Below are 22,639 nucleotides of genomic sequence, written 5' to 3'. Positions count from 1 at the left end.
GTATGCCATCTACCAACCCACACTTAAACTTTAATAACTCAACACAATTTATAGAGGGATGGTACTGGACATTACCATCAAAAAAATTAAAGCTTGGAAAGGTAAAAGCTATAATTTTGCTAGGTAGAAATCTGGCAATTTATCGGGGAGTTAGCGGTCAGGTAGTAGCTATAGATGCTTATTGTCCACACATGGGCGCTCATTTAGCAGAAGGTAAGGTAGAAGGTGATGGAATTCGCTGCTTTTTTCATAATTGGAAGTATGACAGTCGCGGAATTTGTGTAGATGTTCCTTCTTTGGGAAAACCGCTACCTGTGTGTATTAAAACTTGGCACACGGCAGAAAAATACGGCATAATTTGGGTTTGGGTGGGAGAAGAAAAGCCAAGTTCGCTGCCTTTTATACCAGAACTAGAACAGGCAGATTGTGATTATATATTGGGGACTCGCTTTGTCAAAAATTGCCATCCCAATGTCTTACTAATTAATGCGATTGATGCTCACCACTTCAATACAGTACACAATCTGCCTTTAGAGATTGTATTTGATTCTCAAAACCTCAACCCCAATGCTATTACCTTCAGCAACACTACACGAGGAGGGGATGATTCCTGGTTAATCCGCCTGATTCGTCCTTTCTACCGCAACGAGGTTACTTATAGTATGTGTTATTGGTATGGCAGTACTGGCACTGTGACGCTAGGCCCGGATTTTCTGCACTTCTACATTATATTTACACTGCGAATGATCGAAGGTGGTAAAACTGAAGGGCAAACAATTCTTGTCACTCCTAAGCGTTCGGGATTTTGGGGATGGGTTTTAAATCGTGGTTTGTTATGGTTAACTCAACAGGTTGGTAATTACTTCGCTAAAGGGGATACACAGGTATTTCAAACAATTCAGTTTGATTTAAAGACTCCCACTAAAGCAGATCAATCTATTCTGGAATTTATTCAGCACGTTAATCAACAAAAAGCCTTAACCTGGGGAACTTGGGAAACTGTTAATTATCCAAATATTCAAACCCAAATTGAACAGGAAAAAAATGGATTTAAAATATAACATTGTCGGTTTTGATCTACCACACACAGATTCTGATAATCGTTTGCGACGGATATTAACAGCAGCGTTACCCAATCAGAGTAATTATGTTAATTACCCACAATTAAATTATTGGGATGCTGAATTTTTCAATTTACATAAAGTCAAAATTTTTCAACAATCTAATATTAATGAACAATCTACTATTCTGGAACTTACCAACCGCACCCTGTTAGAAGAATCATATTTCATTGAGAAAGCGGGCGTTGGCTATATGGCAAAAATGGTACTGTTAGCAGAAACAGTTGAAGAACGAATGCTTTATGGACTGTTTACGGCTGATGAAGCTACCCACCTTCACCAAATTAGCCATTTTTTACCAGAAATGGAAGTAACTAGCACGAACGATCCGTTTTTGCGCTTACTATCAGAAGTGGTTGAAAGTGCAGATAAAACAGTTTTGTTGTTTGTGCTGCAAGTAGTTTTAGAAGGATGGGGTTTAAGCCATTATCGGCGTTTAGCAAAGGAATGCCGCTATCCAGTTTTAGCAGAACTTTTTTCCAGTTTTTTACAATCTGAATCCCGTCATCACGCCACGGGAACCACCTTGTTTAATCAAATTAATGTTTCAGCATTCAGTCAAACAACAATTCTTGATGTATTGGCACAGTTTTTGTTTATGGTACAGGTGGGGCCGCAAAGTTTACTTGTAGCAATCGAACAAGTGAAAGGACATCTGACGCGATCGCAAAAAATCAAAATTTTAGAAGAACTAGATACACAAACTCATAGCGGAACGCGATTACAAATATTGCGATCGCTCATGGGGATAAAATCAGCCCAGTCTATCCTGCAAATTTTGGAAGAACGCGGAGCCTTTCAACCCCTCCCCGCCCATCAATGTGTGTAATCAATATCAATCTTATCTCTGCGTGAAATAAAAACGGATATGGAAAAAACTATTCATCGCAAATTACAAATTAACCACACCCGCAACAAACAGCAAGACCATACTGCTTTAATGGATGAAGCAGTTACCCATTTTCGTTACGAAGATTGTCAAAACGAGTATTGGAACCCAGAGGAATTTTCCCTGCTATATGGCACACCTTTATGGGAACAATCCAGCCAACCTCAGCGTATAATTTTGAACCAACTTTACTGGGTAGCTTACTACTCACAAATTGTTTCTGCGGAAATTGCAACTATCTTTTTCAATCAAACTAGTGCAGCCGGACTTTACGCTCAAGAGGATTTTCGCTTAATCTGCGATACCTTAGATTTGGAATCCGCCCAAGAGCGATCGCACATTAACGCCTTCCGCACAATTGCCAAACAGGTTGAACAAGCGTTATTTGGGGAACTTATCTTTACCTACCCCATGCGCGGCCCCTTTACAGAAACGATGGTTTATGCTGACACCAATGCCCTAAAAACTTGGTGGAAAAAAATTCAACTTCAATACTTTGGGCTGATTTCTGCGAATAATACTTTTTTGGCTTGTCAGTATTTTACAGTCCGGGGAGTGCGGACACTAAACGGCAAGTTAGTACAGCACAAACTCAGCAATTATTATCAAAAACATCCTCATCCGGAAGCTGCTCCAATTCCTGCTAAAGTCTCCTATTATCACTTCATGGATGAAAGTTTTCACTTCAATAGTTCGACTATTATATCTCATGATGTTGTCACTTGCCTTAAGCCACCGACTGCTTTTGAACGACTGGTTGCTAATTTAGGATTGCTGGGCTGTCAGCGCGATCATTTCCATTTTTCGGCTGCAATTAATGGGATTTTCTGGTACGATCCGGCGCTGTATAACAAGATTTATCGGGTGTTGCGCTCGCGCATTTTTGAGATGAGTGACAAAGATGCTAAAGAAATGATACGGCGTTGTTTTACGGAGGAGTCGGAAGGATTACAACGCAGTTTTTCAACTCATAAAGAGGCGATGAAATCTTATCAGGTGTATGTTGAAAAACTCGATTATCTTTGGCAACGGAATCGGGATATGTCACTGATGGCTACAAATTCAATTTCTCGATATTTGGCGACTCACAAAAGGGCTTTTGAAAGTTTTGAACAGCATTATACTGATAATTTATAGGGATTTGGTGCAAATGAATAGACTATTAAAAATAAGGGAAATTCAGTTGTGTAAATTAAAAGTATAACAACTTACACTAATTTGTTTGCATTTGGTAAAGAGAATAGTTTGTGTATAACGATATACAACCGATGAGGTTCAAACCCTCTTGCTTTCTGCCTATTGCCTTATCCTAACGATAAATATTCACGCCTACCTACTTATTGCTCTTTTATCACTTCTCATTTATCGAGGATAGCGTTTGTTATGAAAGTAAATGTAATCTAATATGTAGCTAATCCCTCTGTAGATCAGCAAAGCACCTGAATTCTCAGGATATTCGTGGCAATGCTTATTCACTACTTAGGCAGATCAAAAAGTTCTTTCACTTTCCACTCCTCGGAATTTTTTCCTATGCTCCAAAGACTATATATACACAACTTCAGATGCCTAGAAAACTTTGAACTGCCCATAAAGGGGATGTCATCTGCTCTGTTGATTGGAAAAAACGGTTCAGGTAAATCAACTACTGCTTCTGCATTAGAGGTACTTCAGAAGATTAGCCGAGGCATAAATAGAGTTGGTCAACTTGTCCAGTCGAAAGATTTTACTCGTGGAAGGACTGATGTTCCAATCCGCTTTGAAATAGAAGTATTACTTGATGATAAATTATACAAATATGTCCTTGCCTTGGAGTTGCCAGAAAAATTTAAAGAGCTTCGAGTTTCTGAAGAGCAACTGCTAGTTTCAGGAGATCCAATCTACTCTCGAAAGGAAGCCAAAGTCACTCTTCACAACAGTTCGCAAAATCGTGAGGCTCAGTTTTTAGTGGATTGGCATCTTGTCGCCCTTCCAGTAATTCAGGAGCAATCAGAAACTGATCCACTTCGTATTTTCAAGACTTGGCTTGCTCGCATGATTATTTTAGCCCCGATCCCAAGCTTGATGACAGGAGACTCCAATGGCGACACTTTGGAGCCAAAACAGGATGGTTCAAACTTCGGGGAGTGGTTTTCTGGGTTACTCAGTCGTTATCCTGCCGCATACACACAGGTTGTTCAATATCTCCGTGAAGTTATGCCTGATATTAAGGATTTTCTGAATGAACTAATCGGCAAAGACTCAAAAAGCATGATTGTTCGGTTTCAAAAAAATAATGCGAATCTCAGTGTTGATTTTGAAGCCTTATCTGACGGGGAAAAATGCTTTTTTCTTTGCTCTGTTGTCTTAGCTGCTAACGAATCATACGGCCCTCTTTTTTGTTTCTGGGACGAGCCTGATAACTATCTCGCCATATCAGAGGTAGGACATTTTATATCATCACTGCGAAGCTCATTTAAGAATAGTGGACAAATTTTGGTGACTTCGCATGATCAAGAAGCAATCCGGAAGTTTTCAAATGAGAATACCTTTGTACTTGATCGAAAAAGCCACTTAGAGCCAACTTTAATCAGATTGCTCAATGATATTTATGTTCCAGGTGATCTTGTAGACGCCTTGATTAGTGGAGATATAGAACTATGAGCATAAATAAGCATAGACCACACATTCTTGTATTGCCTGAAGACGATGCTAATCGTCAGATTGCAAACGGATTTATTCTTGATCTAAACCTCAATCGCCGCACTATTCAAGTCCTACCAGAGGCTCGTGGTTGGCAAGACGCTGTGGAGAAAATCACGACTAATTATGCCTCTACAATGCGACAGTATCCAGAGAGAATGATTGCTTTACTGATTGATTTTGATGAGGATAAAGACAGATTAATTTATGTTAAGCAACAGATTCCAGATGATTTAGAAAATAGAGTATTTGTTCTTGGAGTCTTATCTGAACCAGAGAGTTTAAGGAGAGACATTAACAAGAATTTTGAAAAGATCGGAGAAGCTCTTGCAAAAGATTGCTCTGATAACACGAATGAATTATGGGGACACGATCTTCTCATACACAATAAAACTGAGTTAGAGCGTATGATTTCATCTGTCAAACCATTTCTGTTTAATTTGAAATAATGTTGGTGAATAGTAGATGTACAACTTTGTGCTGCAATCGGCAAAACCCAAATATCAGTAGTGATGCAAAGGGGATCTGCCGCAGTTTAGCTTGACCGTTATACAATTACTATAAATACTCTCAGTGAATACTGTACAATATATGTCTGAGTTTTGTAATATATCTTTTCCGGGAACTGACTACCCTCCCCTGGCTCTGCAACCCCATAAAAATTTGTCTGAACATCTTACGATTCAGAATTCACCTGTTTTATTTGGTTGTCGGACTGGTATTTGTGGCACTTGTTTGGTTGAGGTTATTGGTGATATTCTTCCTGCCCAACCTGATGAACACGAAATGCTGGAGACGTTAGCAGCTAATTATCCTTATGCGCGGTTAGCTTGTCAGCTTGATGTTACAGGTAATGTTGAACTTCGTAAGGTTTAGATGATGATTAAAAAAACTAAAAGAGCAAGTATGGATTTGTGATATCGCCTTGCAAAAATTTGCATTATTGATATTTTTCAGTCAGATAGTTGATATAATCTACTTCAATATCTTCACTTGATATTTCTGTACCTTTTGCAATTCCTCGCAGTCGGGACAAGTTACTTTTTTTTAAATTCAGAACTAGTTTCTTGCTGTAGCGACTCCAAAAGTATTTGCACTAATGTCCAGCGATCGCTAATTGGTAACTCTAATACCTGCTTTTGCAATTGTTGTAATGTCACGATCAGTTTCCCATCTCAGGTTATCCCACCTTTAATTGTAAATTAGCTCTTTTGGAATTCGATAGATACAGCAATGCAGTTCTACCCAAGACATTGCCATAATTTAAATACGATCGCTCCTACCCACCATGCAATTTGCAGATTTCTGGTACATTGTCGCACTCAGCGAACAGTTACAACCTAACAAGGTATTATCACGCACCGTTTTAGGAGAATGGTTAGCGATATTTCGCGGTGAAGATGGACAAGCCGTAGCTTTGCGCGATTGCTGTTTACACCGCAATAGCCGTCTATCATCAGGTAAAATCTGTAACGGTGCTTTACAATGTCCCTATCATGGTTGGGTATATGACGCGGTTGGAAACGTGATTGCTGTTCCAGCCGAAGGAGATGATTTCAAACCTTCCCCACAGCGTCGAGCCAAGTGTTACGCTACCAAAGAACAAGATGGCTATGTTTATGTGCGGTTAGCCGATACCCCAAGTGTTGCCCCAAATCTTAATCTTGAACCCTTTTCTATGCCTCACTACGGAGAAATAGGATGGGAGACGGTACGGGTAATTAACCGTTTTGCTAACAATGTTACTAATTGTGCGGAGAACTTTATTGATATTCCCCATACGGCTTTTGTTCATCCTGGTGTTTTCCGTACTTCCCGCCAACAAAAGTTAGAGATGACTGTTGAACGCTGGGATGGTTCGGTTTTGGTGGAGTATCGCAACGAAAACAGTAATTTGGGATGGTACAGCCGTTTTCTGAATTTGCAGGGTGCAGAGATTAAACATAGCGATCGCTTTTATATGCCCAATACTACCTCTGTAGAGTATAATATGGCACACAATCGCCATTTGTTCATTACCAGTCAATCTATTCCAGAAACCGATAACTCAACTCTGGTTTACACCGATGTCACCTATAACTATGGTATTTGGAATAAATTAGCGCGTCCCTTTGTGCGGTGGACTGCTCAACACATTATCCGCCAAGACGTGGAAATTTTGGGTATTCAGGGGGAAGCGATCGCTAAATACGGGACACAATTTTATAATACGCCTGCGGACACAATTCATATATTTGTAGAGTCAATTATGGCAGCTATATCTCGTGGAGAAGATCCGCGTTTATTGCCAAATCAATCAGTAGAAGTTACATTTTGGGTTTAAAAATAATTCGTAATTACCCCTCTTGCAAAGGCTACCGTGTATACACAAGTCAAATTACCCCCCTTAATCCCCCCTTATAAAGAAGGGAAACCGGAAAATCTAGTTCCCTCCCCTTTATAAGGGGAGGGTTAGGGTGGGGTAAAACCTTGATTAATCAGCTATTTCAGACTTATGTGTACACCGTAGCTTATAAAGGGGGGAGATCGGAAAATCCAGTTCCCTCCCCTTTATAAGGGGAGGGTTAGGGTGGGGTAAAACCCATGTTTAAAATCAGTGTGAGCAATCAAAAGTGGAAATACAAAGCTTTGCACAATTACTAATTTTTGGTACTTTTATCGGATCAGTTGGTTGGAGTATTATCAATCAGATTGGACGAACTCAATTTAAACTAAAAACTCCTGAAGATTGGTTGCTAGATAGTACAGGATTAACGATTCAAGGAATTTTGATTCCCTTACTACAAGCAACTTTAGTTTATTCGCTATATCAACATTTATTCCCTGTGCAACAAGGAAGTTTAAAAATATCATTAATACAGACTTTTATTCTCAGTTTTGTTGCGGTTGATTACTTATATTATTGGAATCATCGTTTATTGCATACTAAATTGTTGTGGAAAGTTCATCAAGTCCATCATACTGTTACTCAAATGGATGTATTAGGAACTTCTCGCAACACAATTTGGACAAGCTTGTTAATTATATATTTATGGATACACACTTTATTTATATATCTGTTAGCCGATCCCACAGGTTATTTACTTGGAGTCAGCCTAACTTCTGCTTTAGATTTATGGCGACATAGCCGCTTGATGATTCCTGCAAATACCAAGTTATATCAATTTTTATCTTCTTGGCTAATTTTACCACAGGATCATGCTTGGCATCATTGCAGCGAAATCCACAATTATAACTATGGGGCTAATCTGAAAATTTGGGATAAGTTACATGGAACATATTATGAAAGCAAAAACTTGCCATCTATAATCGGAATTCCTAGCTCATTAAACTTGCTCCAAAAACTTTTTTTCCCATTTTAATGACAGTTCTAAGTAAAATTCTTTCGTTTTTTCCGACCTTTATATTATTGCTAACTGGGGCAGCAATAGTCTACCTCGCCTATTCACCTAACATCTTCAGTATTCTGGCGGTGTTCCTTTCTATTTATGGGCTACCAGTGCTAGTTTACCGCTTGCATGAATGGGTTTATCCTGTGCGCGAGGGTATTAGTTATCTACAAGGTAAGGAATATAGTCCTTGGTGGGGTAGTCATCAAATCCAGGTAATTTATATTGCAATTCCGGTGTTGGAAGCAGTGCTGCGACTGATTCCGGGGGTATTTTCTTGTTGGTTGCGATTGTGGGGTGCTAAAGTGGGGCGAGATGTATACTGGACAACAAGATTGGAGATTGCCGATCGCAGTTTATTAGAAATTGGCGATCGCGTCGTTATCGGGCATGGTGTCGGTATCTATTCTCACATCATTAAACCCCGCAAGCAAAATTTAATGTTGTATGTCAAAAAAGTCAAGATTGGCAGCAATGTTTTTGTGGGAGCTGGATCTAATCTTGCTCCCGGTGTAGTCATTGATGATGGTTCTTACTTACCAGCAGCCACCAACCTTTATCCTAATCAAAAGGTGCAATAATGCGTCCGATTATTCAGCTTTTTGGGCAAATTCTCGCGCCAACTGCGAGGCGATTTCATCAAGCTTTAGATAACCCAAAGTTAATGCAGACATCTGTACAGAGAGAGGTTTGCGATCGCCTAATTAAGAGTGAGTATGGTAAAACTTTGGGGATTCATTCTGTAGATGATTGGCAGCGTGTACCAATTGTAGATTATGATGCACTCGAACCCTGGTTAAATCAAAAACAGCAGCAAATTTACCTCACACCAGAACCGATTTTGTTCTATGAAAAAACCTCTGGTAGTAGTGGCGCAATAAAATGGATTCCTTATACTCAATCTTTGCGGCGATCGTTTAATCAGATGTTCTGCGTATGGGCGCATGATTTGATTGTACATGGCCCGAGATTTTCTACAGGCAAACTTTATGCTTGTATCTCGCCGCAATTAGATGTAGCTGATAATCAAAGTTTACAGAACGATTTAGATTACTTAGATGGCTGGTTGCGTTGGTTTTTACGTCCTTGGTTAGTGATGCCAAATAAACTTAATTGGCTGCATGACGCTAACCTATTCAAACATCAACTAGCTTTGGCATTATTAGAGGCTGAAAAACTAGAAATTATTTCTATTTGGAGTCCTAGTTTTCTGCAAGTACATTTAAAATATATTCAAGAAAATCAGGATTTCTTGCGAACGGAATTACACAACCGGATTTCACCTCATCGGCTGCAACACCTGTGCGAAAGTAATATTCCCTGGATGCAACTCTGGCCAAATTTGAAGCTGATTTCTTGCTGGGATAGCGCCAACGCAGCAGATCAAGCTCAGGGATTGCGTTCGCAATTTCCAGGTGTATTAGTTCAAGGTAAAGGACTACTAGCAACCGAAGCCCCAATGACGATTCCCTTGATTGTAGCTGGGGGATGTGTTCCAGTTCTGGATGAAGTGTTTTTTGAGTTCGAGGATGAGACTGCTTCCCTGTATGGTTTGCATGAACTCAACATTGGCAAGGAATACACGATTATTTTATCCCAAAAAGGGGGTTTGTATCGTTATCGAATTGGCGATCGCATCCGGGTAACTCATTACTATCGCCACACTCCCTGTTTAGAGTTTCTCGGACGACATCAAGCTATTAGCGATTTGGTGGGCGAAAAGTTGCAAGAAACCTTTGTAAATAATGCTCTGACTTTGTTGAACTTGCAAGAAACTAATTTTAAAAGCTTGATGCCCATTGCCGAGCCTGCACACTATATTCTATTACTAGATTCGGCAAAAGAAACCCCAGAAATTATCGCTCAACAACTGGATCTGGCTCTATCAGAATCGTATCATTACAAAAGAGCGCGATCGCTCGGTCAACTCGCACCACCACAGGTTTTAATTTCTAGTCAAATTCCTGAAATACTAGTTTCCCATCGTACCCGTACTGGAAGTATCTGGGGAGGTATTAAACATCCAATTTTGGCAAAATCACCCATTAGCACTGAACTTTTACAAGAATTGAAGTTGAAAATTCTCCAAAAATAGCTTACCAAGTATTAGTACCACACGGCGTCAATAAATCACCCATTCCAAATTAATGAAACGCTTACACTGTGTTCATGTTTAATTTTTAATTTTAAATTACAGAAAATAGGGTGTGGGGTTGCAGGTTTGGGGTGTAGGTTTAAAAATAAAAAACTTTAATTATGAGTTGAAATCTCATTTAAGAAAAAGATGTTTTTCGAGACGCGAAGCGCGATAAAAACGGTGTCCAAGTTTTCAATCCCACGTTTGAAAACGTGGATTACCCACACCCTACACCCTAAACCTGCAACCCTTTGAATTCCGCCTTGCGGTACTAGCCTTTTTAAATTTGATTATTTAGCGTGATTCTAATTTAGCAACTCGCTCCTCTAATTTATTGACTTGTTGCTTCAATTCAATCACCAAAGTTGCAAGCCGATCAAACATCGGATCTTGCTGTGATAAGTTCCTTCTAGAACCACTTGACTGTCGTGGGGTAAGTGTTGTTCTTGAAGATGGAGACTGCCGAGTTTTACCTAGCTGAGACTCTAGCTGATTTAACCGCGACTCAACACGATTCAAATCCGCTTCCAGATTGTAGATGCGGGACTCTACTTGCTGCGATGAGGCAGTTTTAGAAAAAAAACTGCCCCAGATTATTGTTACTAAAATCCCGGCGATTACTAGCACCTTGATTTTTTTCATACCAATAGCTGACTTGTTAGAACAGTCTATTTAATCAGACTTGATTGAGATAATTTACAGGCTAAAAATCTGTAAATATTTCATTTTTAATCAGGTTTTAAGTTAGAAAATAAACTCTGCCAATCGATATTGACAGTATTTTCTCCCTGTTTAACCTCAAATGTGACGTTAGACGCTTTTCCTAGTTTTAGCGCTTGTACGCAAAGTTCTGCCACATCCTCACGGCTGATTTTGCCTCTAATATTGTCACCTTGCTCAAATATTAATCCCTTACCCCCTGCGTCTTCAGTTAAAGCACAAGGCCTAATAATTGTATAAGGAATTCCGCTTTCTCTTAAACTATCTTCTCCCTTCAATTTCCAAGTTAAAATTCCTCCCAATTGATCGTTTAATTTCACTGCTGGGGGTTCTTCATCTAAATTAATGCCAGGGCGGCCGGGACGAGTGACACCTGCTGAACTGACGAGGATAAATTGTGGTAAAACTGTCCCCCCATAAGCTTTAATTGATTCCAACTCCAAAGCAAAACCACCTGGGGAAAATTTGGGATTTAAAGCGCCATCATGTTCAAATTTGCTCAACATCAGTTGGAATGAACAAATTCTACTTTCTTCAAGTGGCGGTGCATCTTTGACAATTTTTGCTCGAAATACGGGAATCAAATCTGCAAAAGGAATGTGAATATCTATCCAAGTATTAGCTACAGTATCAAAAGAATAGCTATAGCCAATACCATCCCATGTTGTATCTGTCCGTAGAAAGATTTTATAACGCTGACCGTCACCTTTGACGCGCAATTTCACTCCTTCATAACCAGATAAGTTAAAGGGTGGATCAAAATTTTTCGTTCTGACAGAAGCAAATCCGCCAGAATTAGCGGTAGAGACATTCCCAGCAAATAAAGCTGTATTTTCTACTAATTGGATATTACTGGCACTCACGCCACCCATGACAACATCATCCAGCGCTCCCCAGTTATCCTTTAATTCTGCTGATGGCTTGGTGAAATCAAATATTAGTTTTTCATTTGCTTGGGGTAAATATTTTGCCGCCGCTTCGACTAAGTTTTTGACTCCTTGATATTCTACATTTTCAGGAGTGTCACCAACAATTTCTGGCTGGTAAAATTTAACACCTTGATAATATTTGGCTCTGTCTGCTGTATCTCCCTCAACTGGTTGTACGCGTACTGCTGTACAACAAATTACAGCTTGGATATCAGCCATAACTAAAGGAGTTAAAGTTTCTGGTTGCGTGATATCCGCAACTACTAAATCGATATCATTACCAAGAATTGACCGCGCTTTGTCAATATCTCGAACTAGGGCGCGAACTTTATAACCTTGTTGGAGCGATCGCTGCACTACTCGTTTACCGACACCACCTGTTGCACCTGCTACTAATATTACACCCACATTTCTTCCTCCATTGGGTCTATATTGATTATCCTTAGGACGACCTTGGATTAATTGCTGTACCCAGTTAAGGAAAGGAATTACCTCAAAGTAAGTCAGGGTTTCGATAAACCTGCCTAAGTCCCATTGAGAACGATTTTTGTCAGTCATATTTGCGTCCTCATAACTTTATTTACTCTAACAATTTTGGGGAGAGTGGCGAGTCAATACTTTTCGGTTAAGGGGAAAAGGGGAAAGGGAAAGGGTTTGATATTTACCTTTACCCCTTACCCTTTAACCTTTACCCAGACCAAAAGATTATCCGAAAAGTGTTGAGTGGCGAGTAATGTAGTTCAACTATTTGAAAAGCGCTGTAATTTATTTAGAGCACAAAAGTATCAAAAACAAGGTGTAGGCTGTAGGGGAAGGACGAAATGGTAAGCTGAGATTGTAGTTATCTCCGACAACAGGCATCAATTAGTATCGCTACCAGAGCAATAAAGCAGGCAAAATATAGCTTCCGGGCAACAATGCAAAAACTCCTTTTTAATGACAAAGATAGATTTAGAGCGCAGGCCCTATTCCTTGGTAAAGGTATTAACTTAAAGACGTTGGATAATTACGTTTCCTTGGCGAGTATGCCACTAATGATTAGAGCCGGTGAAGAAGGCTACGCAGTGTTGCTGGCCTATGGTGCAGTTGTCCTGTTTAACCTTGAGCCTAGAGAAAAGGTAGCCTTTTTGACCAAACTATCTTCTCAAATTAATGGCCCTTTTGCCGACCCAGAAACAGAAGAGGTAGAAGTTCATCTCAGTATTAGTGAGAGCGAACGAGCTAAGGAAGGAAAAATTTTACTGCATGAATTGAGTATAGAGCGCTTGCAGATAGTGGCTGATATTCTCGCTAAGAGTGTTGTGCTGTCTCACTATGAAACCAGCCTAGCAACTGTATTCGATCAAATTGAACCGTTTGCAGCTAGTCTTCAGCGTGAAAACAGGAGTAGACAACAAAGCCGAGAATTACTGCGTCAACTTGGGACTACCCTATTAATTCAACATAAAATTGTCGGTCAAGTAGAGATTATCGATAAGCCGGAGTTGCTTTGGGAATCTCCACAGCTAGAAAACTTATATCTGCGCTTGGAGGATGAATACGAAATTCGTGAGCGTCACCATGCTCTGGAACGTAAACTAGACCTAATTGCCCAAACCGCCCAAACGGTGCTGGAGTTCATGCAGCATAGCAGTAGTCAGCGAGTAGAGTGGTATGTGGTGATTCTGATTGTGGTAGAGATTCTGCTGTCACTTTATGACATCCTTTTCAAAAGCTAATTTTACAGCAGTTTTCATGTATTTAGACCACAATTATGAGACCTAACCCCCAGCCCCTTCCCTACAAGGGAAGGGGAGAAAATCAAAGCCTCTCTCCTCGTAGGAGAGAGGTTTGGAGAGAGGTCTACTTGTGGTTCATTTACCTGAAAATCGCTGTAAATTTGGGGTTGTGAGATGGCAAGGGAGCGATCGCAACTACTCAAAATTCAGAGTGACACTATTAATAAGTTGCAAGCTCGGCTACGAACTGAAACTAGGCAGAAAAAAGCAGCGATCGCCTTGCTTGATAATGCTAAGTTGAAGTATCAATTCCTTCTCAAGTCGTATATGTCAGATATGACTAAACAAAATGACCGTACCCAAATTAACTTTAAAAGAATCTTGTTACTTGTTGGACTTGGAGGATTACCGCTTGGGATTTTAACTATTTTTATTCAAGTTCCACCAAGCTGTGGCTGTAATAATAGCAGTAAAAATACAATTGGAAGTTTTATTAGGGCACAACAAGCATATTTTTCTGAAAAATCAGTTTTTGCTCAATCGTATAGCTTGTTAGAGCTTGGAGATGGAGATAGACCAGCAGCTACAACCCACTATCGATATTCTGTAGAAATGGGTAAGAATAAGTCATTTATATATGCAACGCCTACAAAAGAGCTACTGACTGATTTATTGAAATTAGGTCTGACAAAAAAGGATTTTAACAGCCTTGTAGGCGCAGTTGCTTACGATACACAAAACAAAACTACTGTTTCAATAATGTGCCGTTCCGAGAAACAGACTTTAGATGAACCTCCCAAACCTGTTTTCAAGCAAGATAAGTTTAGCTGCCCTATCGGGTTTCAAACTATCAACTAAGATGGGTTGATGAAAATCGCTAATTCTATTTTTTTATTTGTTATAAACTAATGAGTGATATCATGTCCGCATAATTAGTTATGATTCCCACAATCATTGCACCCCGCCCCCAACCCCCTCCCCGCAAGCGGGGCTACCGTGTATACACAAGTTGAATTACCCCCCTTAATCCCCCCGATGCATTGGGGGGAAACCGGAAAATCCAGTTCCCTCCCCTTTGCAAGGGGAGGGTTAGGGTGGGGTAAAACCGATATTTACCACTACCCAGCAATGTTCTTGCTAACTTACTGACAAACTGGAATACGGATTTGAAACTCCGCTCCCTCGCCGGGTTCTGAAGTGCAAGAGAGTGAACCACCATGTTTTTCGGTAACGATTTGGTAGCTAATCGACAAGCCCATACCTGTTCCTTTGCCCACAGGTTTTGTGGTAAAGAAAGGATCGAACAGGCGACGGCGAACAGGCTCTGGTATACTCATCCCATTGTCTGCAATCCGAATTTCAATTTGATGAGCATCAATTTGTTCAGTGTGAATAGTAATGGTTGGAGTTGTAATTTGTCCTTGATTATCTGTTAATGACTCTTCCAAAGCATCGATCGCATTACTCAACACATTCATAAATACTTGATTTAGCTGCCCTGCATAGCATTCCACTTGGGGCAAATTGCCGTAATGTTTAACAAGCTCAATACCGGGACGATCTGACTTGGCTTTGAGGCGATGTTGCAGAATCATTATGGTACTGTCAATGCCCTCATGAATATTAACAGCTTTAATTTCGGCTTCGTCCATACGTGAGAAAGTTCGCAGAGAAGCGACAATTTGCCGAATTCGGTCTGCCCCAACCCACATAGAAGACAGTAGCTTCGGCAGGTCTTCTAGCACGAATTCTAGATCGATCGCCTCTGCTTCTGACTGAATCTCTGAATGGGGAGATGGGTAATGCTTTTGATAAAGTTCCAGCAGTCTTAGCACCTCTTGGGTGTAACTGTTGGCATGGGTCAGATTGCCAAAGATAAAATTGACTGGATTGTTGATTTCGTGAGCAACCCCAGCTACCAGTTGCCCCAAGCTCGACATTTTCTCGGTCTGCACAAGTTGAGCCTGAGTTTGTTGTAGTTTATACAGAGATTTTTCGATTTGTTCGGCTTTTTCTCGCTCTCGCGTTTCGGATGCTTGCAAAGCTTCATTTTTAGTTTCGAGTTCTTGTGATTTAGCTTCCAGTTGTTCTGAGTAAGCTTGCAGGTTGGTGTAGAGGCGGGCGTTGTCGATCGCAATCGAAATTTGTGCGATCAACAGACTCAGCACATTCACCCGTTCTGGGGTAAAAGCACCAGAAATAAGATTATTTTCCAGGTAAATAATCCCAGTAAACTTGCCAGAGTGAATCAGCGGCAAACACAAAATTGACTTGGATTGGTAAGTGGTGATATAAGCATCAGCCACAAAACGAGAGTCTTTAACAGCATTGTCTAAAACCAGATTGTTTCTAGTTCTTTCCACATAGTTGCATAAAGCAACCGGGAGTAAGAATGAATTAGTTTTATCCTCTGTGTTTACAACAACGCTAACCTCCTTACCTATAACTATTCCCGTCGCTTCTAATATCCATTGATTCTCGTGCTTGGCAATAAAGTAACCTTGTTGAGCGCCAGCATTTTCGACGACTATCCTCATCAATTTTTCGAGCAGGTGATTTAGCACCATTTCTTCTGACAGCACCTGTGCAGCTTTCATCACTGTCATAAAGTCAAGAATGTGAGCGTTTTCTGTAGTCGTAGAGCTTGTTTGAAGAGTGTGTAGGTAATTCGTTTCTGTTTTTTCTGTGTTTGACCGCAAAATTAATTGCGGATAGCGTGCTTCTAAATCTTTGACTTTAGCAACAGCACCCCAATGGCTATAGGCGTAGTAAGCATTTGTCATGTATGTTTGGGCGATCGCTTCTTTACGCCATGACAAATAGAATTTGGCTGCGAGTTCGTGGGCGAGTGCTTCTTCGTTGATGTATTGGTTTTGTTTGGCAAGTGCGATCGCCTTGTCATACATCTCGATCGCTTCGATTTTTTCGCCTAAAACCCGATGCCGTTCTGCCTCTACCAAATAGAATTTGTGTAAATGATTCATTGGGGCATAATCCGCCCATTTTTGCATTTTTTCTTGATTAGCTTGGACGCGATCGAGGATGGCCTTTTGCTCTGACTCTTGGCGATCGGCATATACTGCTAGCCGTACTAAAGAATCGTAAAAATTTAATACCGGAACAAAGGGCATTCCTACCACTACATCTAAATACTTCTGGGCTATAGCAAGATTCTCAATCGCTTGAGAGTAATTTTCAAACCAATAACAAAGCAAAAATTTGTTCAAATATATGTAGCCAACTCCCCCGTTGTCGTTTGCTTGCTGGTGCAGTGGCAACCCGATCTGTTCATCGCAGGCTTCACCCTTGAGCAGGCAGGGATTTTCACTTTTTCCCAGTAGATTTAAGGTAGCCTGCCAATAAATTTCTATATAATTAAGCGCTGTTTTTTGCTTAATTTTATGAATAGCATCTCTGTTTCTTGCTATTTCTCTTTCAAGAACAGTTAGTTCTTTACCGCTAAAGTAAGCTAAACAGGAGTACTGGAATAGACTATAGCCTGCATATTCTAAATCTCCTGTCTCCATTCCGCTAGAGTAACCTGACAGCAAAGGCTCTAAGCTTTCTTTCAGATGCTCTTTCCAATGTCGGATAAATAGATTTACGATGAAAACTGTCTTGGCTTTGATTTCTTGAGCATTTAACTTTGACACTAGATTTAAAGCCAACTGACCAAATTTATAACCTGAATCAATATCTCCCACAATGGCACACAGAAGAAAACCATAATTGGCATAAGCAAAAGGAGAAACGGTAGCATTACCATATTCGACGGATAATTGTACTTGTTTGCACACCGTCAAGGGCAACAGTGTAGGAGCAACAATATATGCAGGAGCAAAGATACTTGACAAAAGTCTAATGGCTGCTAATTTATAGCGATCGCTCATTTGAGGTAGTTCAATTAAATCCTCAATTCGCGTTCCACTCAAAATTGTCGCAGTGTCCGCCAATCCTTGCCCAATATCTGACGCGTTCGGTTCTTGAGGAAACTCCACCCCTAACAGCTTTAAAACTTGCAGTGCTGTGTTAACCGCTTCTAGTAGTCTGTTCTGCGCCATATAAGCTTGCATTTGGACTTCATACACTCTAATTTTGTCCAGTAGCGTCACAGCACAGTTTTGGACGATCTCAAACAATCTCTGCATTTCTTCAAAATCACCGCTCAAAAAAGCTGCCTCTGCCGCTTCTGAGTGCAGTGTTAATGTCAGTTCATATTCACACTTCCAGCTTTCTTCTGCTAACAGTCCCAAACCAACTTGCAAATATTTGATGGCGGAATCATGGGCTGTGGCTGCTTTTGCTCTTTGACCGGCGATGAGGTTTAGTTCTGCAAGTTGATATTTTTCTGTTTCAGATATCAGTAAATCAGTACCATAATTGAGTTGATTAACTAAAGCAAATATATTTTCTTTGCGTTCTTCTAGTGTTGTATTTTGTAGCAGTAATTGACCAATTTTCAGATGCGTTGCTTGCTTGCGATCGTCGGGAATCAGAGAATACGCCGCTTGCTGTACTCTGTCATGTAAAAACTTGTAATCAACCTTGACATCAGTTAAAGTAATTTCGTCAGATTCTTCCTGACTAAACACTAAGGGAATTTTGTAATCCTGATTTAACGGTAGAATTAACCCAGCTTGCAGGGCTGACCACAATTGCGCCGCAGTTGTAAGAGAAGATACTTCGTTAACGATCGCCAATACATCCAAGTTAAAAGTATTACCAATACAAGCAGCCAGTTTAAGAACTTGTTGCGTTTCTAATGACAGTTTGCGAATATTTCTCGCTGTCAGTTCAACAACATTCAGGTCAGTAATGCCAATTGCTTGAATATGTTGGATATTCCATTGCCATACTCCTGAATGGAAGTCGTATGTTAGTAAGTCTTCTTGGTGTAGGGTTTTCAGCAGTTGTGTTAAGAAGAAGGGGTTTCCTCCAGTTTTGTGGAATAGTAATTCTGCTAGTGGCTGACTGTGTTCTATGTGATTCAATGTATCGCCAATTAACGCTTCCACATCCGTTAACTGCAATGATGACAAGACGATGTTATTCACCACCGCACCAGAAGATTGAATTTTGGACAAACTCATCATCAATGGATGGGTGGGCGACACTTCATTATCACGGTATGCCCCGATTAGCAATAAATATTTGCGCTCAGTATCCGTCATCAATAGCTCAATTAAGTTCAGTGATGCCGAATCTGCCCACTGCAAATCATCCAGAAAGACAACTAAGGGATGGTCTTGGTTCGTGAATACCCCAATGAATTGCCCAAAAACGCGATTGAAACGGTTTTGAGATTCTGTCGCTCCTAATTGTGTTACAGGTGGCTGAGTACCAATAATGAGTTCAACTTCAGGAATCACATCAATAATGACTTGCCCGTTTTCTCCCAACGCAGTTAACAGTTTCTCTTTCCACCCTTGGATTTGGGCAACGCTTTCGGTGAGTAATTGCTGACTCAAAGATTGGAACGCCTGAATCAACGATGTGTATGGAATATTGCGCTTGAATTGGTCAAACTTGCCTGCAATGAAATAACCCCTTGCCCCAACAATCGGTTTATGAACTTCATTGACGACACTCGTCTTACCAATGCCCGAATAACCAGAGACGAGCATAAATTCGCTGCTACCACTTGCTACACGCTCAAATGCAGTCATTAATGTTGCTACTTCTGCTTCGCGTCCGTAGAGGTGTTGTCCAATCAAAAAATGCCCAGATTTATCCTGTCTCCCTGGTACAAAGTTTTCAATCTTGCCAATCACTTGAAGTTGAAACAAGCATTCCTCTAAATCCGCTTTCAGTCCCCAAGCGCTTTGATACCGCTCCTCTGCTGTTTTCGCTAACAGCTTCAAAATAATTGCACTAATTGCCTCTGGTACATCTTCTAGAACGCGGCACACGGTTTCGCTACAGGGTGCAACTGGCATTTTGGCGATGTGACAGTGGATCAACTCCATCGGGTCACTAGCATAAAACGGCAGCGTCCCAGTTAGCATTTCATACAAGGTGACACCCAACGAATAAAAGTCGGTGCGATAGTCGCACACTCGGTTCATTCTGCCTGTTTGCTCAGGCGACATATAGGCAAGAGTACCTTCAAGCAAATTTGGATTGCTCAAGGTGGGATTTTCTCGATCGAGGCGTGAAGAGATACTGAAGTCAATCAGTTTTATTTCTCCTGATTCGGGATTAATTAGAATATTGTGCGGCTTAATATCTTTATGTATAATTTTTTGGGCGTGTAGCTCTCCTAAAGTGTGCGCCAAATTAATCGCCACCTTGAGAAAAGTAATCAAAGTAGTTTTTTGAGTTGCAATCATTTCTTTGAGCAAGCAACCTGGTATATCTTCCAAAACCAAAGCCAAACCATGCTGATAATTCTTTAACTCGTAGGCTTTAACAATGCCAGGAATTTGCAGCGGCTCAATGATTTGATATTCGTGGCGCAGTCGAGCCACATCTTCCAGGGGTGGATGTTCGCACAGAAGAGTTTTGATCACTACAGAGACATTATCAGTTTCTCGCCGCCCACGATAAATGACGGTTTTATTACCGGAGTGAAGGGTTTCGAGGAGTTGATAACCAGATAAAGTAGCTGTCATTGTTTTTTCTTGCAATATAAGCATTCTTAATTTGCCCATGCAAGTTTAGCTTTGTAACATGTGAGACAAAAATAAGCATATTTTTACGAGATGTTACATAACTAATTTTGGTTAAAAGTGTATATTATGACTTAATTTGACGATGCTTTACGTGTTTTTCTCTTGTTATGAAGCTAACGCTTATCTGATCACAGCCGCAGGTGAAGAGATGACACAACGAATCAAAGCCAACGCCTATTTTCTCTTCAAATTGAATAATTTAGGGCGCACCAAGAGACTCCATGAGCTGCGCTCACAAAGAACAATCAAAATAATCTGGGAATGATTTTGCGTTGTTTCAGCCTCTATTTTTAAGGCAGGTTTATATATTGAATTATATTTACTTCATTACCTCTGGAAATAGTCGCGCCAACTTTGGGGTAAGGCTTCAAGTTGAGCAGCACGGCGAAGTAACTCTGGATTATCCTGCTCGCGCACATAAAGTCGAGTGATATCGGCAACCGTGATGTTATTATTATCTCGGCTCACCAACTCTAAAGTGTCTCCGGCTCCAACTTCGCCCTCTTGCAAAACACGAAAGTAAAATCCGGTTCGACGACTTGCGAGAAATTGCTTAACTATATCAGGTCGTCCAAAGCGAATCCCCAGTTTGTAGCAAGGTAAGCGAGGTTGTGTCACCATTAACCTGACATTGCCAATCTGAAAGCGATCGCCAATGTTGACTTCCTCTTCTTTCAATCCAGTGGTCGTAAAATTTTCACCAAAGATGCCTAGCGGCAGTTCTGTGTCAGGCAATTCACCCCGCCAATACTCGTAATGCTCGAATGGGTATAGATAAACTGCTTTATCTGCTCCTCCATGAACGGTTAAATCAGCCTGTCCATCCCCGTCTAAATTAAGCGATCGCACAGTAACGCGATCGCTAACTGGCTCTTTGAAAATTCCAGTGCTAACTGTTTTCCCTTTCCAGGTAACTTCACGTGGAAGTCCGACGTTGACAGAGATAAGTTTCATTTTCAGATAGATGACCCAGTATCCAGTGGTATTTGCGAATAAACAAGTGGATATTCGTTAATCATACAGTTTTCTGAAATGAGGCGATCGCATTCGTGCATTCTCCAGGTATGAATACTGCACCCAAACAAGCAGAAAAGGTGGATGTGTGGCATGAATATGTCGGATATTGTTTAATTCATCGGCAACAGTAAAACTACTGACTGCTAATTAGTTCCTTGATTTTCAGCTAAGTAATTACACAACTTCAGCAATTGCATATTTTAGAAGGATGCGAAAACGATGATTATCGTCATGAAATCCGGTTGTCCTCGACAAGAAATTGAATTACTATTGACAGAACTTTCGCGCTGGAAGGTTGTCCCAGAAATCTCTGTAGGTAAACACAAAATAGCAATTGGTTTGATTGGCGATACAACGGAAATCGATGTGCAGCAAGTGCAAAATTTAAGCCCTTTTATTGAGCAAGTGCTGCGGGTAAAGAAGCCATTCAAACGAGCTAGTTTAGAGTTTCGTTATGGTGAACCCAGCGATGTAAAGGTGTCTACACCCTCCGAAACTATCACCTTTGGTCAAAACCATCCTGTAGTCGTAATTGCAGGCCCCTGTTCTGTCGAAAGCGAAGAGATGATTGTAGAAACTGCGCTGCGAGTCAAAGCCGCAGGAGCAAAATTTCTCAGAGGAGGTGCTTACAAACCACGAACTTCACCCTATGCTTTCCAGGGACATGGAGAAAGTGCTTTAGACTGGTTAGCAACAGCTAGATCGGTTTCTGGCTTGGGTATTATTACTGAGGTTATGGATGGGGCTGAATTAGAAATGGTGGCATCAATCGCAGACATCCTGCAAGTTGGTGCCCGCAACATGCAAAACTTCTCCCTTTTGAAAAAAGTCGGTGCAACAGGTAAACCTGTGTTACTCAAACGTGGTTTATCAGCCACTATTGAAGATTGGTTGATGTCTGCTGAGTATATTTTGGCAGCAGGAAATCCCAATGTGATTTTATGTGAACGGGGGATTAGGACTTTTGACAGAGAGTATACACGCAATACTTTAGATATATCTGCAATTCCTGTTTTGCGTAGTCTGACTCACCTCCCAATTGCTGTTGATCCCAGCCACGGTACTGGGAAATCGGAATTGGTGACACCAATGGCAATGGCTGCTTTAGCAGCTGGTTGTGATTCGCTAATGGTCGAGGTTCACCCTAATCCTCAAAAAGCCCTTTCAGACGGGCCTCAGTCGCTCAATTTTGCCAGCTTTGAAGAATTTATGAGAGAAATGGCTCCCTTGGGCAAATTCTTTGGTCGCTGGCAAGAACAGAAATACACAAGAAGTATCGAAACTAATTCTCTACTCCCCTTAACAAATTGGAAGATTGGGGTTCTTTAACAGTGCTGAGTGTTGAGTGCTGAGTGCTGAGTGCTGAGTG

Annotated in this window: 18 protein-coding genes; 13 read left to right on the top strand and 5 right to left on the bottom strand. The window is 40.8% G+C overall.

Annotated elements, in window-relative coordinates:
• Positions 1-2: 2 nt before the first annotated feature.
• From RMY16_RS20000 to RMY16_RS19975, 6 genes are all read left to right on the top strand, one after another.
• Positions 3-1,061, top strand: a complete 1,059-nt coding sequence (locus RMY16_RS20000) for an aromatic ring-hydroxylating dioxygenase subunit alpha (protein WP_322737871.1) — start codon at positions 3-5, stop codon at positions 1,059-1,061.
• Positions 1,045-1,950, top strand: a complete 906-nt coding sequence (locus tag RMY16_RS19995; RefSeq protein WP_322737870.1) for a ferritin-like domain-containing protein — start codon at positions 1,045-1,047, stop codon at positions 1,948-1,950. Before RMY16_RS20000 ends, RMY16_RS19995 begins: the two co-directional genes overlap by 17 nt.
• Before the next feature lie 39 nt (positions 1,951-1,989).
• On the top strand, positions 1,990-3,147 hold the full coding sequence (locus RMY16_RS19990; protein WP_322737869.1) for a P-aminobenzoate N-oxygenase AurF: 1,158 nt from the start codon (positions 1,990-1,992) through the stop codon (positions 3,145-3,147).
• Between the two features lie 393 nt (positions 3,148-3,540).
• A complete protein-coding gene (locus tag RMY16_RS19985; RefSeq protein ID WP_322737868.1) occupies positions 3,541-4,650 on the top strand; it encodes an AAA family ATPase in 1,110 nt (369 codons plus the stop codon).
• Entirely contained in the window at positions 4,647-5,138 is a 492-nt protein-coding gene (locus tag RMY16_RS19980) for a hypothetical protein (protein WP_322737867.1), read from the top strand. Before RMY16_RS19985 ends, RMY16_RS19980 begins: the two co-directional genes overlap by 4 nt.
• Positions 5,139-5,262: 124 nt before the next feature.
• Positions 5,263-5,565, top strand: a complete 303-nt coding sequence (locus RMY16_RS19975; protein WP_322737866.1) for a 2Fe-2S iron-sulfur cluster-binding protein — start codon at positions 5,263-5,265, stop codon at positions 5,563-5,565.
• A 161-nt stretch (positions 5,566-5,726) separates the two neighbouring features.
• Here RMY16_RS19975 and RMY16_RS19970 read toward each other — a convergent pair whose 3' ends face one another.
• Positions 5,727-5,849 carry a hypothetical protein gene (locus RMY16_RS19970; RefSeq protein ID WP_322737865.1) on the bottom strand — a complete coding sequence of 41 codons (123 nt, stop codon included), beginning with the start codon at positions 5,847-5,849 and terminating at the stop codon, positions 5,727-5,729.
• 128 nt (positions 5,850-5,977) lie between these two features.
• On the opposite strand from RMY16_RS19970, the gene RMY16_RS19965 reads away from it, so the two are divergent.
• From RMY16_RS19965 to RMY16_RS19950, 4 genes are all read left to right on the top strand, one after another.
• On the top strand, positions 5,978-7,012 hold the full coding sequence (locus RMY16_RS19965) for an aromatic ring-hydroxylating dioxygenase subunit alpha (protein WP_322737864.1): 1,035 nt from the start codon (positions 5,978-5,980) through the stop codon (positions 7,010-7,012).
• Positions 7,013-7,301: 289 nt separating this feature from the next.
• Positions 7,302-8,051 (top strand): sterol desaturase family protein, encoded by a 750-nt coding sequence (locus tag RMY16_RS19960; protein WP_322737863.1) that lies wholly within the window; start codon positions 7,302-7,304, stop codon positions 8,049-8,051.
• Positions 8,051-8,659 carry an acyl transferase gene (locus tag RMY16_RS19955; protein WP_322737862.1) on the top strand — a complete coding sequence of 203 codons (609 nt, stop codon included), beginning with the start codon at positions 8,051-8,053 and terminating at the stop codon, positions 8,657-8,659. The genes RMY16_RS19960 and RMY16_RS19955 overlap by 1 nt, the downstream gene beginning before the upstream one ends.
• The gene (locus RMY16_RS19950; RefSeq protein WP_322737861.1) at positions 8,659-10,173 is read left to right on the top strand and encodes a GH3 family domain-containing protein; all 1,515 of its coding nucleotides are present in this window, start codon (positions 8,659-8,661) and stop codon (positions 10,171-10,173) included. The genes RMY16_RS19955 and RMY16_RS19950 overlap by 1 nt, the downstream gene beginning before the upstream one ends.
• Before the next feature lie 336 nt (positions 10,174-10,509).
• Here the strand turns inward: RMY16_RS19950 and RMY16_RS19945 are convergent, their stop codons facing one another.
• Together RMY16_RS19945 and RMY16_RS19940 are read right to left on the bottom strand one after the other, a co-directional pair.
• Positions 10,510-10,857: a hypothetical protein gene (locus RMY16_RS19945; RefSeq protein ID WP_322737860.1), complete on the bottom strand. Its 348-nt coding sequence runs from the start codon at positions 10,855-10,857 to the stop codon at positions 10,510-10,512.
• Positions 10,858-10,943: 86 nt separating this feature from the next.
• Entirely contained in the window at positions 10,944-12,422 is a 1,479-nt protein-coding gene (locus RMY16_RS19940) for a CIA30 family protein (RefSeq protein WP_322737859.1), read from the bottom strand.
• Between the two features lie 359 nt (positions 12,423-12,781).
• On the opposite strand from RMY16_RS19940, the gene RMY16_RS19935 reads away from it, so the two are divergent.
• Together RMY16_RS19935 and RMY16_RS19930 are read left to right on the top strand one after the other, a co-directional pair.
• On the top strand, positions 12,782-13,582 hold the full coding sequence (locus tag RMY16_RS19935) for an RMD1 family protein (protein ID WP_322737858.1): 801 nt from the start codon (positions 12,782-12,784) through the stop codon (positions 13,580-13,582).
• A 336-nt stretch (positions 13,583-13,918) separates the two neighbouring features.
• The gene (locus RMY16_RS19930; RefSeq protein ID WP_322737857.1) at positions 13,919-14,440 is read left to right on the top strand and encodes a type IV pilin-like G/H family protein; all 522 of its coding nucleotides are present in this window, start codon (positions 13,919-13,921) and stop codon (positions 14,438-14,440) included.
• Positions 14,441-14,724: 284 nt separating this feature from the next.
• On the opposite strand, the gene RMY16_RS19925 is transcribed toward RMY16_RS19930, so the two are convergent.
• Together RMY16_RS19925 and RMY16_RS19920 are read right to left on the bottom strand one after the other, a co-directional pair.
• On the bottom strand, positions 14,725-20,193 hold the full coding sequence (locus RMY16_RS19925) for an AAA family ATPase (protein ID WP_322737856.1): 5,469 nt from the start codon (positions 20,191-20,193) through the stop codon (positions 14,725-14,727).
• Positions 20,194-20,580: 387 nt separating this feature from the next.
• Positions 20,581-21,207 (bottom strand): MOSC domain-containing protein, encoded by a 627-nt coding sequence (locus tag RMY16_RS19920; protein WP_322666436.1) that lies wholly within the window; start codon positions 21,205-21,207, stop codon positions 20,581-20,583.
• A gap of 282 nt (positions 21,208-21,489) precedes the next feature.
• Here RMY16_RS19920 and aroF point away from each other — a divergent pair, with 282 nt between their 5' ends.
• Positions 21,490-22,599, top strand: a complete 1,110-nt coding sequence (gene aroF / locus RMY16_RS19915; RefSeq protein ID WP_322737855.1) for a 3-deoxy-7-phosphoheptulonate synthase — start codon at positions 21,490-21,492, stop codon at positions 22,597-22,599.
• Positions 22,600-22,639 lie beyond the last annotated feature (40 nt).

It is taken from the genome of Nostoc sp. DedQUE12b (genome assembly GCF_034530835.1).
Classification (GTDB): domain Bacteria; phylum Cyanobacteriota; class Cyanobacteriia; order Cyanobacteriales; family Nostocaceae; genus Nostoc.
The sequence above is the reverse complement of the archived record's forward strand: the minus strand, read 5'-3'. Positions and strand labels throughout refer to the sequence as shown.